We start from the raw sequence: 14,742 nt of genomic DNA, 5'->3' as shown, positions 1-14,742 counted from the left end.
CGCAACGAAAATCTGGCAAATAGATATAATCGACAGATGTTAAAACAACGCACCATCAAACAACAGGTCCGCACCATCGGTGTCGGTTTGCACTCCGGCACCAAGGTCGAGCTGATCCTGCGTCCTGCCGCGATCGACACGGGCATCGTGTTTCGCCGCATCGACCTCGATCCCATCGTCGAGTTCCCCGCCAGCGCCATGGCCGTGGGCGATACGCGCATGGCTTCCGTGCTGATCAAGGATGGCGCCAGGGTGTCCACCGTGGAACATCTGATGTCGGCCGCGGCCGGCCTGGGCGTGGACAATATGGTTATCGACGTGAATGCGGAAGAAATTCCCATCATGGACGGTTCCGCCTCGTCCTTCGTCTACCTGCTGCAGCAGGCTGGCGTGGAAGAGCAGTCGGCGCCGAAGAAATTCATCAAGGTCATCAAGCCCGTGGAAGTGCGTCACGGCAAGGGCGACGCGGAGAAATGGGCGCGTTTGTCGCCGTACGACGGCTTCAAGCTCGATTTTTTTATTGAATTCAACCATCCGGCCGTCGATGGCACGATGCAGCGCGCCTCGGTCGATTTTGGCGACGTGTCTTACGTGCACGACGTGGCGCGCGCACGCACCTTTGGTTTCATGCAGGACGTGGAAAGCTTGCGCGGCATGGGCCTGGCCCGTGGCGGTTCGCTGGAAAACGCCATCGTCATGGACGAGTACCGCATCCTCAACGCCGACGGCTTGCGCTATGAAGACGAGTTCGTGCGCCACAAGATCCTCGACGCCATCGGCGACCTGTACCTGGTGGGCCACCCCTTGCTCGCGTACTACACGGCGCACAAGTCGGGCCACGCGCTGAACAACCAGCTGCTGCTGGCACTGCTGGAGCAGCCGGAAGCGTATGAAATCGTCTCGTTCGCGACGAACGAGGCGGCGCCGCAGTCTTACCTGCGTCAAATGGAGCGTGAGTGGTCTTTGACCTGACGATTTCTGCTGTTTTTATGTGGCTCTTTAACGGGAACGCCTGAAAAATGTTCAGGGCAAGGCGCATTGCCGCAGGCAGTACGAATAGTACGGCCAGGCAATGCAACGCCGCCATGGACTTTTTCTCAGGTGTTCCCAGGTTCGCGGTGGTGGCGGACCATGTTGCGCAGCGCCGCGATCAATTGCTCGTTCTGCTTCGACGCGGGCAGGGCCGTGCTCAGCTCTTCCAGGGCCGACATGGCTTTTTCCGGCAAGACCAGCGCCCGCGTATGCACGATGGGTGCGATGCTCTTGATGACTTGCACTTTCAGCTTGATGCCTGAAATCTGCCAGCCCTTTCTTTCCAGCTCCCCTTGCAACTTCGGCAATTGCTGCTTGAGCTTGGCCGCCAGCGCCGCGTTCGGCGTGGCCAGCACCAGTTGGCCGCCTTCGAATTGCAGGATGTCGCAATGCTCGAACATGGCCGGCAAGGCCTTGGCGCAATCCTTTTGCAGGGCGGCCAGGCGCGTGACGGTGGGCATCAATGAGGCCATCGTGGCGTTGCCGCGCAGAAAATCGGTTGCGCCCGTGACGGCCGGGCCTGAACGGGCAAAGCCGTAGCCGCGGCGCGGCGCCGGAGAATAAGTGGGAGTTCGCATGGCCGAAACATAGCACACTCGCCCGCGCATGACGAGTGCGGCGGCGGGTGCGGCGTGGGCGGGCGGGCCGTATTGCCTTACAGTATGGAAAATGTCCGCAATTTCTGCCATTTGTTTGTCATTAAGCTATTGTTATATGGCGCATTACCCCAACCATGTCGGGAACGCATGATAAAATCATCGTCTTTTGCCATAGTCGAACTCCGTGCGGTGACGCGATTACTCCCTCGTTGTTCCCTACCGAGCTTTTTTTAACGGCGTTTTTTCAAGAATTCAAGCATGTCATTACTGACCCAGATTTTCGGTAGCCGCAACCAGCGGCTGCTCAAGCAATACCAAAAAACGGTACGCGAGATCAATGCGCTCGAGCCGGCCATCGAAAAGCTGTCGGATGCCGAGCTGCAAGCGAAGACGCCTGCCTTCAAGGAACGCATCGCCGCTGGCGAATCGCTCGATGCCTTGTTGCCGGAAGCCTTTGCCGTCTGCCGCGAGGCCAGCAAGCGCGTCCTGCGCATGCGCCATTTCGATGTGCAGATGATCGGCGGCATGGTCTTGCATTTCGGTAAGATCGCGGAGATGGGCACGGGCGAGGGCAAGACCCTGATGGCAACCTTGCCAGCCTACCTGAATGCTCTGTCGGGCAAGGGCGTGCATATCGTCACCGTCAATGATTACCTGGCGCAGCGCGATGCCGAGACCATGGGCCGCCTGTATGCATGGCTGGGCCTGTCGACTGGCGTGAACATGTCGCAGATGGAGCACAGCGCCAAGCAGCAGGCGTACAACTCCGACATCACGTATGGCACCAACAATGAATTCGGTTTCGACTTCTTGCGCGACAACATGGTCTACGAAGCGCGCGAACGCGTGCAGCGCAGCCTGAACTTCGGCATCGTCGATGAAGTCGACTCGATCCTGATCGATGAAGCGCGTACGCCGCTGATCATTTCGGGCCAGGCCGAAAACCATACGGACCTGTATCACAAGATTAATGAAGTGCCTGCGCGCCTGACCTTGCAGATCGGCGAAGAAACGCCGGACGGCAAGGGCAAGGTTGACGTGCCGGGCGACTACACCAAGGATGAAAAAGCGCACCAGGTGCTGCTGACGGAAGCCGGCCATGAAAAGGCCGAAGGCATCCTGATGGAAATGGGCCTGCTGCCGGAAGGCGCGTCGCTGTACGATTCGGCCAACATCACCCTCGTGCACCACCTGTATGCGGCCCTGCGCGCACATGCGCTGTACTTCAAGGATCAGCACTATGTGGTGCAGAACAATGAAGTGGTGATCGTCGATGAATTCACGGGCCGTCTGATGACGGGCCGCCGCTGGTCCGATGGCTTGCACCAGGCCGTCGAAGCGAAAGAAGGCGTCAAGATCCAGAACGAGAACCAGACCCTGGCCTCGATCACCTTCCAGAACTACTTCCGCATGTACGCCAAGCTGGCCGGCATGACCGGTACGGCCGATACCGAAGCATACGAATTCCAGGAAATCTACGGCCTGGAAACGGTCGTGATCCCGCAAAACCGTCCGCTGCAGCGCAAGGACCGCCAGGATCAGGTCTACAAATCGTCGGCGGAAAAATACAACGCGATGTTGAACGACATCCGCGACTGCTACGAGCGCGGCCAGCCCGTGCTGGTCGGCACGACCTCGATCGAGAACTCGGAACTGCTGTCGGGCATCCTGACCAAGGCCAATTTGCCGCACAACGTGCTGAACGCGAAGCAGCATGCGCGCGAAGCGGAAATCATCGCCCAGGCAGGCCGTCCGAAAGCCATCACCATCGCCACCAACATGGCCGGTCGCGGTACGGACATCGTGTTGGGCGGTAACGTCGAAAACCAGATCAAGTTCATCGAAGCCAATGCTGAACTGAGCGACGCCGACAAGGCAGCCCAGTCGCAGACCTTGCGCGATGAGTGGCAATCCTTGCACGACCACGTGGTCAATGCGGGCGGCTTGCACATCATCGGCACCGAGCGCCACGAATCGCGCCGCGTCGACAATCAATTGCGTGGCCGTGCCGGCCGCCAGGGCGATCCGGGTTCGTCGCGTTTCTACCTGTCGCTCGACGACGCGCTGCTGCGCATCTTCGCCGGCGACCGCGTGCGCGCCGTGATGGATCGCCTGAAAATGCCGGAAGGCGAACCGATCGAGGCAGGCATCGTCTCGCGTTCGATCGAATCGGCCCAGCGCAAGGTCGAGGCGCGCAACTTCGATATCCGCAAGCAATTGCTGGAATACGATGACGTCGCCAACGACCAGCGCAAGGTCATCTACCAGCAGCGTAACGAGCTGCTGGAAACGACCGATATCTCGGACATGATCGCTTCCCTGCGCCATGGCGTGTTCACCGACCTGGTGCACGAGTACGTGCCGCATGAATCGGTGGAAGAGCAGTGGGATATCAAGGGCCTGGAAAACACCCTGGCCGGCGAATGGCAGCTCGACTTGCCGCTGCAGCAAATGCTGGAAGCCGATGCGACCCTGACGGACGAAGAGATCCTGGACAAAGTGCTGGCCGCGGCTGATGCCGTGTACCAGTCGAAGATCGACATCGTCGGCAAGGAATCGTTTGGCGGCTTCGAACGCAATGTCATGCTGCAAAGCGTGGACAGCCACTGGCGCGAACACCTGGCGGCGCTCGATCACCTGCGCCAGGGTATTCATCTGCGCGGTTATGCGCAGAAGAACCCGAAACAGGAATACAAGCGTGAAGCGTTTGAACTGTTTGGCCAGATGCTCGACATGATCAAGAACGACGTCACGAAACATGTGATGACGGTACGCATCCAGTCGCGTGAAGAAGTCGATGCGGCCGAACAGGCGATGCAGCAGTCGCACGTGGAAAACGTGCATTACCAGCACGCTGAATTCGACCCGAACGCGGCGCCGGAAGAACTGCTGGCGCCTGTGGCCGGCGGCAACATGGACAACGTCGACGACATGAGCGTGAGCATGGGCGTCAAAGTGGGCCGTAACGACCCATGCCCTTGCGGCAGCGGCAAGAAGTACAAAGCTTGTCATGGAAAATTGGCGTAAAGCCGGTTTGACAGCTTGAGCAAAAACGGAGACCGCGGTCTCCGTTTTTTTATGCCGTTTCAATTGACGCGCGCGCATCTGTCGGCATGCATGTTCACCGGCGCCGCGAAGGCGCTACAATAGCGCTTCCATTTTCCCTCGCAGAAGAACTCACCATGGCCGTCAATTCTCCCAAGCCCGTCGCCGCCGACTTGAAAGCCGTCGCCGGCATTGAAATCGGTGTTGCCGAAGCCGGCATCAAGAAACCCAACCGCAAGGATTTGCTGGTATTGAAACTGGCGCCGACGGCCACCGTGGCCGGCGTGTTCACCTTGAACCGCTTTTGCGCCGCGCCCGTGCAAATTTCGAAAGCCAACCTGGCGGCAGTGACGGCCGGCGCCGCGACTATCCGCGCGCTGCTGGTCAATACGGGCAACGCGAATGCGGGCACGGGCGAATCGGGCCTGGCCGACGCGCAGGCCAGCTGCGCCGCACTGGCCGAGCTGCTGGGCTGCACGCCGCAGCAAATCCTGCCGTTTTCCACCGGCGTGATCCTCGAACCCTTGCCCGTGCAGCGCCTGGTCGCCGGCTTGCCGCAAGCCGTGGCAGCGCTGACCTCGGACAACTGGTTCTCGGCCGCCGAAGCCATCATGACCACCGACACGCAGCCGAAAGCCGGTTCGCGCAGCGTCACCATCGGTGGCCACGCGGTGACCCTGACGGGCATCAGCAAGGGCGCCGGCATGATCAAGCCGAACATGGCCACCATGCTCGGTTTCCTCGCGTTTGACGCTACCGTGGCGCAACCGGTGCTGGACCAGCTGGTGAAACAGGCGGCCGACAAGTCGTTCAACTGCATCACCATCGACGGCGACACGTCCACCAATGACTCGTTCATGCTGGTGGCCACCGGCGCCGGCAGCCTGGTGATCGATTCCATCGACTCGCCGCACTATGCGGCACTGGCGGCCGCCGTCACCGAACTGTCTACTTTTCTTGCACAAGCCATCGTGCGCGACGGCGAAGGCGCGACCAAGTTCATGACGGTGACCGTGGAAGACGGCCGCAACGTGGAAGAGTGCCGCAAGATCGCCTATTCCATCGCCCATTCGCCACTGGTGAAGACGGCCTTCTTCGCCTCCGACCCGAACCTGGGCCGCATCCTGGCCGCCATCGGTTACGCCGGCGTGGACGACCTGGACGTGGGCCAGCTGAATCTGTACCTGGACGACGTGTGGGTGGCCAAGAACGGCGGCCGCAACCCGGACTACCAGGAGCAGGATGGCCAGCGCGTGATGCAGCAAAGCGAAATCACCATCCGCGTCAAGCTGGCGCGCGGCGATGCCACGGCGACCCTGTGGACGTGCGACCTGTCGCATGACTACGTGTCGATCAACGCCGACTACCGCTCATGACCAGTCTCGATCAATTCCTGATCCGCGCCGAGCGGGTGCTGGCGCGCCTCGAGTCGATCTTGCCGCCGGCCTTGCCGGCCACCGACTGGAACAGCTTTGCCTTCCGCTGGCGCCGGCGCCAGGGCGCGCTGCCTTATTTGCAGGCCGTGGCCCACGTGTCGAACATCGCCTTGGATGACTTGCACAATATCGGCACGCAAAAGGCGCAGATCGAGCAGAACACGCGCCAGTTCGTCAGTAACCGTCCGGCCAACAACGTGCTGCTGACGGGCGCGCGCGGTACGGGCAAGTCGTCGCTGATCAAGGCTTGTCTGAACCAGTTCGCCGACCAGGGCCTGCGCCTGATCGAAGTCGACAAGGCCGACCTGGCCGACTTGCCCGACATCGTCGACCTGGTGGCGGCGCGCCCCGAACGCTTCATCATCTTTTGCGACGACCTGTCGTTTGAAGAAGGCGAGAGCGGCTACAAGGCGCTGAAAGTGGCGCTCGACGGCAGCATCGCCGCGCAATCGGACAATGTGCTGATCTACGCCACGTCGAACCGCCGTCACCTGATGCCGGAACGGATGTCGGACAACACCAGCTACAAGACGGACGACGATGGCGATCTGCATCCGGGCGAGACGGTGGAAGAGAAAATCTCGCTGTCCGAGCGCTTCGGCCTGTGGCTGTCGTTCTACCCGTTCAAGCAGGACGATTACCTCGATATCGCGGCGCACTGGCTCGCTTCGTTCGGCTGCACCCAGGAACAGATCGCGCAAGCGCGCGGCGACGCCCTGCGCTGGGCCTTGCAGCGCGGTTCGCGTTCGGGCCGTGTCGCTTGGCAATTCGCGCGCGATTATGCGGGGAAACTTCCTGCGGGAAAGATGCCGCAATGAGCGACGTGAAAATCAAACCGGTGGACGTCGCCGTCGGCATCCTGATGAAGCCGAATGGCGACGTGCTGCTGGGCCAGCGCCCGGCCGGCAAGCCATATGACGGCTATTGGGAGTTCCCTGGCGGTAAAGTCGAACCGGGCGAAGCCATTTTTGATGCCTTGAAACGCGAGTTTGTCGAGGAGCTGGGGCTGCATATCGACAGTGCCGAAGCCTGGTGCGGCGTCGAATATGTGTATCCGCACGCCCATGTGCGCCTGCATTTCTATATCAGCCGCGAATGGCGGGGCGAGCCGCAAAGCCTGGAAGGGCAGGCGTTCGCCTGGCAGGGCATGGTTGGCGTGGAACCCTTGCTGCCGGCCACCATTCCCTTGCTGGAATGGTTGGATGAGGTACGCCGGGAATCCCTCGTGCCCGCCTGATCCCCGCACTTGTGCCAGCGGGCAGCAGCATGCTGCGTGCTGGCGCAAGCTTTCCTCTTACTTTCCTTGTATCGCGCGCGCTTTGCGCTACAGTGCTTTCATCACGCACCGGGGAGTCTCGCATGCCGCTGACACTGACCTTTACCGATACCGATGAATTGCTGATCGCCGCCTTGCACAAGCGTGCCCGCGCGCATGGGCGCAGCATCGAGGACGAGCACCGCGACATCCTGCGCAGCGCCTTGCGTCCCCTGCCGAAGCGCCCGCTCGACGATATTTTGCGCAGCATGCCCGACGTGGGGCTGGATGCGGATTTCGAGCGCCGCTCCTGAATCGCCACGCTGATGCCCGGCTATCTGCTCGATGCCGATGTGATCGTTGCTGCGCGCAAGGGCAGCGCCGTGCCGGCGGGCGTGGCCGGTTTTTTCGAGCAGGTGGCGCCGGAGATGCGCTATGTGCCGGTGCAGGTGATCGCACAATTGCGCGCAGGGATACAGTGCAGCTGGCGGCGCGAGGCGGCGCTGGAAGCACTGGCGCTGGAAGGCTGGCTGGAAGCCGTGCTGGCGGAATATGCGCCGCGGTTGCTGGAATTCGACCTCGATTGCGCGCTCGTGTGCGCGCGGCTGCATGGCCGTGGCCACGCGCACGGCGTCGATAGGCAGATTGCGGCGATGGGCATCGCCTATGGCTTGACGGTGGTCAGCGGCAGGCTCGACAGTTTCGCGGCGCAGGGGCTGCGCCTGGAAAATCCGTTTAATTGAGGCTTATGGTGGCTTACTGCGGCTTGTTGTCTTCGTCCGCGAGGGGATCTTCAAACGGGTCGGCGGCGGGGATCGTGTATTTCTCTTCGGCCCAGGCACCCAGGTCGATCTGCTTGCAGCGTTCCGAGCAGAAGGGGCGGAATTTGTTGGCTTCAGTCCATTCGACTTTGGCGGCACAGGTAGGGCAGTTAACGACGGTCATGATGGGGCAAATAAGTAACAGTTAAAAATTACAGAGCGTGAGCTCGAACGGGACATCTTCTTCCAGCGGCTTGGGTTTCAAGTCGCCGCCTTGGGTTGTGAAGCGTACCCACAGCATGTATTTGTTGGCGGAAATTTCCGGGATGGCGCCGCTGTTTTCATCCAGGCTCAGGCGCAGCATCTGGTACACCTTGCCTTGCAGCATTTGCTGGTAGCTGCCGCCATTGGCGATCAGTTTAACGGGTCCGCCGGAATCGCGCAGCAGGCGCAGCACGAGGGCCAGCGCATCGAATAGCGGCGCCAGCGGGGCGAACCACGCGTGGATATCGGTCAGGCGCTGTTCCGAGCTGCGTTTTTGCCAGGCAAAGTACGATGGCAAGTCGAATTCGCAGGCGCCGCCCGGGATGATGGTGCGGCCGCGGATGCTCATCAGCCATTCATTGTCGCGGATATTCTGTCCCGTCTTGCCTTGCGCCGCCACCAGGGCGCCGCTGACACTGTCGAGTTCAGCCAAGATGGCATCGAGGGTTTCCGGTTCCACATTCGGATTGCTGCGGTAACCGAGCAGGCTTTGGCGCTGGCGCTCGAGTTCCTGCAGCAGGTCGGACTTCAGGTCGGCGCGGCCGGCCACTTCGAGCATATCGAAAATAGTTGCCAAGGCAACATGGTGCTGCATTGCATGTTCTTGCTGGATGAAGAACTTGAATTTGTCGTACAGGTCTTCCAGCCGCAACAAGGTACGTATGCGTTCGTTGAAAGGGTATTCGTAGACAATCAAAATAATTCCCTTAAGTAAGGACCTGCAAACAATCCCGTGATTTTGAACCAAGCGTCGACAAATTACAAACGTTGCGGGGCCATTCCGGCCATTCTTTTTGAAAATGCCAGATATAAATCGTGCAACTGGGCAATCTGCGGTTCCAGGGACGCCAAATCGCCATTGTTGTCGATCACATCGTCCGCCGCCGCCAGGCGCATGGCGCGCGTTGCCTGCGTGGCCATGATGGCTTTGACTTGTTCTTCCGATAAGCCATTGCGCGCCATCACGCGCGACACTTGCAGGCTTTCCAGGCAATCGATGACCAGCACCCGGTTGACGACCCGCTCCACCCAGCCGCCCGACTCGACCAGCAGGGGCACGGCAAAGATCACGTAGCTGCCCGTCGCTGCTTCGGCCGCCGCCAGGGTAGCCTGGCGGATGCGCGGGTGCAGGATGGCTTCCAGTTTCGCCTTGGCGGCGGCGTCGGCAAACACGAGGTTGCGCATTTTGGTACGGTCGAGGGCGCCGCGCGCGTCCGCATAGTCGGCGCCGAACTCCGCCACCAGGGCCGGCATGGCCGCACCGTTTGGCGCCGTCAGGCTGTGCGCGATCTGGTCGGTGTCGACGATGGAAGCGCCGCGAGCGGCGAACATGTCGGCCACCGTGCTTTTGCCGCAACCGATGCCGCCGGTGAGTCCGACGCTGAAATAGGGGGCGTTTTGTATGTGCATGTATGTTTCCAAAGGAAGGCCATCAGCCGGCCAGGCCCAGCGTCAGTTGTGACAGGGGCGTGCGGTACAGCAGGGCGATCAGGCCCGCCGCCGCCAGGTAGGGGCCGAACGGAATCGGCTTGTCGCGCCCGCGCTTGGCAAACACGATCAGGCCGATGCCGACCACGGCGCCCACCAGCGACGACAACAGGATGATCGTCGGCAGCATGGTCCAGCCCAGCCACGCACCGAGCGCCGCCAGCAATTTGAAGTCACCATAGCCCATTCCCTCCTTGCCTGTCGCCAGCTTGAAGGCCCAGTACACGCCCCACAGGGCCAGGTAGCCGGCGGCCGCGCCGATGACGGCGTCTTGCAGCGGTACGAAAGTGCCGTTGATATTGACCAGCAGTCCCGCCCACAGCAGAGGAAAGGTGAGGTCGTCGGGCAGCATTTGCGTATCGGCATCAATGAAGGTCATGGCGATCAGCAGCCAGGCAAACACGAGCGTGGCGAGACCGGTCCAGCCGCTGCCGAAATGCCAGATCAACAGGGCCGACAGGGCCCCCGTCAGCACTTCCACTAATGGGTAGCGCACGGAGATGGGCGCCTTGCACGCGCTGCACTTGCCGCGCAGCAGCAGGTAACTTATGACGGGGATGTTTTCCATGGCCGTGATGCGGTGGCCGCAAGCGGTACAGTTCGAGTGCGGCAGCATCAGGTTGTAGCGGTCCGTGTGCGGCAAGGGCAAGCCGCTTTCTTCCGCCACGTAATTATCGGATTCGCGCTGCATCATTTTCGGCACGCGGTGGATCACCACGTTCAGGAAACTGCCGACGATCAGGCCGAACAGGGCGGCGACGAGGGCGACGGGCAGATTGCCGGGCGCGGCGAACAGCAGGGTATCTTGTAGCATGGTGGACTAGTCTGAGGTGATGAGTGTTGCCGCGCAAACATTGCCTGGCACTGCCGCAGTGTAAAACATCTGCCGATGCATGGGGACGTTTTGCGCAGGGTGTATGCTCAAATCACCGCCCCCAGCTTGAAAATCGGCAAATACAGGGCGATCACGAGGGAACCGACCAGCACACCGAGCACGACCATCAGCGCCGGCTCCAGCAGCGTGGAAAGGGTGGCCACCGTGGCGTCGATATCGGCCTCGATGATATCGGCCGCGCGCGACAGCATGGCGTCGAGCGCGCCCGATTCCTCGCCGATCAGGGCCAACTGCGTCAGCAAGGGTGGAAATACGGCGCTGTGTTCCATGGCCAGGGCCAGGCTGCCGCCGGCGCGGATTTCGCGTTCGATGCGTGTCGTCGCTTCCTGGTACAGCGTGTGGCCGGAGGCGGCGCCCACCAGGCTGAGCGATTCGAGCAGCGGCACGCCGGCGGCGAACATGGCCGCCAGGGTGCGCGTCCAGCGGGCGATTGCCGCCTTGCGCAGGAGGGGACCGAAGACGGGCAGGCGCAGCGCCCGCAGTTGCGTGTCGCGCCGCAAGGCGGGCCAGCGGCGCCAGGCCAGGTGCAGCAGCAGGCAAGCGAGCACGAGCGCCGCCAGCAAGGCCAGCCAGTAGCGGACAACAAAGGCGGACACGCCCATGACGAGCAGGGTAGGCAATGGCAACGGTGCGCCGAAGCTGTCGAAGACCTGGCGGAACGCGGGCACGACCACGCTCATGATGATGGCCGTGACGACGATGGCGACGAGTACGATGACGAGCGGATACATCAGCGCGCCGCGCACTTGTCGCCGCAGGGTGATGGCTTTTTCCTGGTGCGTGGCCAGGCGCGCCAGCAATTCCTGCACGATGCCCGCCTGTTCGCCGGCCGCCAGCAAGTTGCAGTACAGCTCGTCAAACAGCAGCGGGAACTGGCGAAATGCCTGCTGCAGGCTGCTGCCCGCTTCGATGTCGTGACGCAAGTCGCGCATCAGCTCGGTGACGGCCGGTTTGGCGTGGCCCTTGCCGGCGATGTCGAAGGCGTGCAGCAGCGGCACGCCGGCCGCCATCATGGTCGACAACTGGCGCGTGAACAGGGCGATATCCTTGCTTGTGATGGCCTTGCCGGGCGCGCTGCGCGCAGCCTGCACCCGCTTGGCGAGGATGCCCTCGCGTCGTAGTGCGGCCTTGGCAGCGCTGGCGTCGGCGGCGCGCAAGACGCCATCGACCGCCTTGCCATGGCGGTCCGTGCCCTTCCACGCAAAGCGCCGCTCGGCCGCCATGTGCACCTCCTGCCGTCACGGTAGCAGTGGCAGGCCAAAGCGCCAGCGGCGCTGGCGGCAAGCTTGATGTGGCTCAGCCTTTCGTGGTTTGCACTTCCGTCTGGACAACGGCCTGGGCTTTCACGTCGGCCGCATCGTCCTCGTCGCTGTCCGTGCCCTTGCTGATGCTTTCGCCATCGTCGCGGCGCAAGGTCCAGAAGGTCAGCGAAGACAGCACCGTCAGCGCGGCCAGGGTCAGGAAAGTATGGTGCAGGGCCGTGCTGAGCATGGCGCGGTCCGACTGCGGCATGTCGCCCAGGTACCAGCCTGTGATCAGCGAACCGAAGGCGAGGCCAAAGCTCATCGACAGTTGCTGCATCGAACTGGCGATGGTGCTGGCCATGCTCGAATCGCTCTTGTCGACGTCGGCATACGCGATGGTGTTCATGCTGGAGAACTGCAGCGAATTGAAAAATCCCATGCACAGGCTGATGGCGACGATCACGTACAGGGGCGTGCCCACGCTTACCTGTGAAAACATGGCGATGGTGACGCCGATCAGCACGGTGTTGACGATCAGTACCTGGCGATAGCCGAAGCGTGCCAGCACGCGCGCGGAAATGAATTTCATGCCCATGGCGGCCGCGGCCGACGGCATCATCAGCAAGCCCGATTGCCATGCGGGCAAGCCCAGGCCCAGCTGGTACAGCAGCGGCAACAGGAAGGGCAGGCCGCCCACGCCCAGGCGCGTGACGAAGCCGCCCACGACGGAGACGCGGAAGGTGCGGATCTTGAACAGGGTCAGGCGCAGCAGCGGGTGCAGCACTTCGCTCGAATGCCAGGCATACGCGGCCAGCAGGCTGATGGAAATGAACAGCAGCACGGCAAACGAGGTGCCGTCGATGCGGTGCTCGCCAAAGATTTCCAGCAGCCATGACAGCAGCGCGATGCCCGTGCCGAACAGCACCAGGCCGATCAGGTCCAGTGGACGGGGCTTGTCGCCGTAGTAGTCGGGCATGTAGCGGTGCGCCAGGTACAGCGCCACCAGGCCGACAGGCACGTTGACGAAGAAAATCTCGCGCCACGACAGCCAGTGCACGATCAGCCCGCCCACCGTGGGTCCCAGTAGGGGACCGATCAGGGCGGGGATGATGACGAAATTCATGGCCGCCAGCAGTTGCGACTTGGGAAAGGTGCGGATGATGGTGAGCCTGCCCACCGGCATCATCATGGCCGCGCCCACCCCTTGCAGCAGGCGCGCAGCCACCAGCATGGGCGCATTCACGGACAGGCCGCACAGGATGGAGGCGAGGGTAAAGATGGCAACGGCGGCGGAAAACACGCGCCGCGTGCCGAAGCGGTCGGCCATCCAGCCGCTGATGGGAATGCACACGGCCAGACTCAGGATGTAGCTGGTGACGACGGCCTTCAGGCTCAGTGGCGTCACGTTCAGGCTGGCGGCCATGGCGGGGATGGCGGTGTTGACGATGGTGGAGTCGAGTTGCTCCATGAACAGGGCGGTGGCGACCACCCAGGGAAGGTAGCTTTTAATCGGGGAACTGGTCATGGATGCGAGCCTGAGGAGGAAAAACGGAGCCGACAGTACGACGAATTGTCACATAAATGGCGCAGGCGTGCCGTCCGTGCCCTCTGCTTGGCCATAATTGCTATGTTGACATGCCTCTTGCCGCGCAGCACAATGCCGCCATTCCTGGATGAAAACGGACTCGGTACGATGAGAGAATTGAATCACCTGATCCTGAATCTGTATGGCAGTGCGCAGGAATGCACGACGGGCGAGTTCCAGGGACAGGCGCTCGACATGCTGAGGCAGGCGCTTTCCTTCGATTCCGCCGCCATCATCGCCGCCTCTTTTTCTCCTGACATGGCGATTTCGCTGCACAGCCTGCACATGTATCAGCAACCGATAGAGAAACTGGCGGACCGCAAGGCGCTCGTCAGCCCGGACACGATCCTGGCCGATGCCTGCCGTTCGCGCGGCCGCTGCGTGACGATGGCGTCGGCCGAGATCGATCGGCGCTACCTGGACTTGCATGCCTACTGCAGGAAGTATGCGATTGCCCACAGCATGGTGCTGATCTCACCGGCCACCCACCATGCCAACCTGGACTTGATTGCCTTGTGGCGGGCAGGGCCGGAACGCGCCTATTCCGCTACTGAGATTGAACTGGGCAACCTGCTGTTGCCGCACCTGACCCAGGCGCAGGCGATCAACAGCCGTTTGTTCCTGGCAACGGATACGCAGCCGTCACCCGGCAGTGTCCGCTTGCTGGCCAGCCTGAACGGCTGCCTGCAATATATGGAGCCGATTGCCGCCGACATGCTGCAGCGGGAGTGGCCCGAATGGGACCCGCCCATGTTGCCGGCGGACTTTGTTACAGAATTGCGGCGCCCTGGCCTCGGCCGCTACACGGGCAAAACCCTGGTGGCGCAAGTGACGGAACTGGGCGGCTACCTGTATATCCAACTGGCGCAGCGCCCGGCGGGGCGGTCGCTGACCGGCGTCGAAAGCGCTGTGGCGCGCCTGGCGGCCACCGGCCTCAGTTACAAGGATATTGCCCGGCAACAAGGGGTATCGCCGGCCACCGTCAGGAATCAGTTACACAGCGTATATGCCAAGCTCGATGTCGGCAACAAGACGGCGCTGGCGGCGGCGCTGACTGTGCTGACCGAGATGTTGCCGTAGAAAGTCCATAGAACAATTGTCCTATAGTAATAACTTCCAGCCGGATCTAGCATGAGCG

The 14,742-nt window shown here is 61.8% G+C and carries 15 protein-coding genes; 8 read left to right on the top strand and 7 right to left on the bottom strand.

The features are described from left to right. Positions 1–36: 36 nt before the first annotated feature. Positions 37–972 carry a UDP-3-O-acyl-N-acetylglucosamine deacetylase gene (lpxC, locus tag KO539_RS21910; protein WP_219311723.1) on the top strand — a complete coding sequence of 312 codons (936 nt, stop codon included), beginning with the start codon at positions 37–39 and terminating at the stop codon, positions 970–972. 125 nt (positions 973–1,097) lie between these two features. Here lpxC and KO539_RS21905 read toward each other — a convergent pair whose 3' ends face one another. Further along, the gene (locus tag KO539_RS21905) at positions 1,098–1,610 is read right to left on the bottom strand and encodes a DciA family protein (protein ID WP_092612982.1); all 513 of its coding nucleotides are present in this window, start codon (positions 1,608–1,610) and stop codon (positions 1,098–1,100) included. A gap of 279 nt (positions 1,611–1,889) precedes the next feature. On the opposite strand from KO539_RS21905, the gene secA reads away from it, so the two are divergent. From secA to KO539_RS21875, 6 genes are all read left to right on the top strand, one after another. After that, positions 1,890–4,658, top strand: a complete 2,769-nt coding sequence (gene secA / locus KO539_RS21900; RefSeq protein WP_035824866.1) for a preprotein translocase subunit SecA — start codon at positions 1,890–1,892, stop codon at positions 4,656–4,658. Between the two features lie 155 nt (positions 4,659–4,813). Next, positions 4,814–6,052 carry a bifunctional glutamate N-acetyltransferase/amino-acid acetyltransferase ArgJ gene (gene argJ, locus KO539_RS21895; protein ID WP_219311721.1) on the top strand — a complete coding sequence of 413 codons (1,239 nt, stop codon included), beginning with the start codon at positions 4,814–4,816 and terminating at the stop codon, positions 6,050–6,052. After that, positions 6,049–6,930, top strand: coding sequence for an ATP-binding protein (locus tag KO539_RS21890; protein WP_219311719.1), 882 nt, complete (start codon positions 6,049–6,051; stop codon positions 6,928–6,930). Before argJ ends, KO539_RS21890 begins: the two co-directional genes overlap by 4 nt. After that, complete coding sequence (locus tag KO539_RS21885) at positions 6,927–7,349, top strand: NUDIX domain-containing protein (protein ID WP_219311718.1); 423 nt, start codon at positions 6,927–6,929, stop codon at positions 7,347–7,349. Before KO539_RS21890 ends, KO539_RS21885 begins: the two co-directional genes overlap by 4 nt. A gap of 122 nt (positions 7,350–7,471) precedes the next feature. Further along, the gene (locus KO539_RS21880; RefSeq protein ID WP_035824872.1) at positions 7,472–7,681 is read left to right on the top strand and encodes a hypothetical protein; all 210 of its coding nucleotides are present in this window, start codon (positions 7,472–7,474) and stop codon (positions 7,679–7,681) included. Between the two features lie 12 nt (positions 7,682–7,693). Next, positions 7,694–8,110: a hypothetical protein gene (locus tag KO539_RS21875; protein WP_219311716.1), complete on the top strand. Its 417-nt coding sequence runs from the start codon at positions 7,694–7,696 to the stop codon at positions 8,108–8,110. Positions 8,111–8,123: 13 nt separating this feature from the next. Here KO539_RS21875 and yacG read toward each other — a convergent pair whose 3' ends face one another. The 6 genes from yacG to KO539_RS21845 form a co-directional block, all read right to left on the bottom strand. Then, positions 8,124–8,315, bottom strand: coding sequence for a DNA gyrase inhibitor YacG (gene yacG / locus KO539_RS21870; RefSeq protein ID WP_034748814.1), 192 nt, complete (start codon positions 8,313–8,315; stop codon positions 8,124–8,126). Positions 8,316–8,333: 18 nt separating this feature from the next. Continuing rightward, a complete protein-coding gene (gene zapD / locus KO539_RS21865; RefSeq protein ID WP_035824877.1) occupies positions 8,334–9,089 on the bottom strand; it encodes a cell division protein ZapD in 756 nt (251 codons plus the stop codon). 62 nt (positions 9,090–9,151) lie between these two features. Further along, positions 9,152–9,802, bottom strand: coding sequence for a dephospho-CoA kinase (coaE, locus tag KO539_RS21860; protein WP_219311714.1), 651 nt, complete (start codon positions 9,800–9,802; stop codon positions 9,152–9,154). Positions 9,803–9,824: 22 nt separating this feature from the next. Then, complete coding sequence (locus tag KO539_RS21855; RefSeq protein WP_219311712.1) at positions 9,825–10,694, bottom strand: A24 family peptidase; 870 nt, start codon at positions 10,692–10,694, stop codon at positions 9,825–9,827. A 107-nt stretch (positions 10,695–10,801) separates the two neighbouring features. Continuing rightward, positions 10,802–11,998, bottom strand: a complete 1,197-nt coding sequence (locus tag KO539_RS21850) for a type II secretion system F family protein (RefSeq protein WP_219311710.1) — start codon at positions 11,996–11,998, stop codon at positions 10,802–10,804. A gap of 73 nt (positions 11,999–12,071) precedes the next feature. Then, entirely contained in the window at positions 12,072–13,544 is a 1,473-nt protein-coding gene (locus tag KO539_RS21845; protein ID WP_225243832.1) for a DHA2 family efflux MFS transporter permease subunit, read from the bottom strand. A 168-nt stretch (positions 13,545–13,712) separates the two neighbouring features. Here KO539_RS21845 and KO539_RS21840 point away from each other — a divergent pair, with 168 nt between their 5' ends. Further along, the gene (locus KO539_RS21840; protein WP_219311708.1) at positions 13,713–14,684 is read left to right on the top strand and encodes a helix-turn-helix transcriptional regulator; all 972 of its coding nucleotides are present in this window, start codon (positions 13,713–13,715) and stop codon (positions 14,682–14,684) included. Positions 14,685–14,742: the final 58 nt, after the last annotated feature.

Origin of the sequence: Janthinobacterium sp. NKUCC06_STL (genome assembly GCF_019345455.1) — a bacterium.
Classification (GTDB): Bacteria; Pseudomonadota; Gammaproteobacteria; order Burkholderiales; family Burkholderiaceae_D; genus Janthinobacterium; species Janthinobacterium rivuli.
Note: the sequence above shows the minus strand (reverse complement) of the source record. Positions and strands in the feature narration are given on the sequence as shown.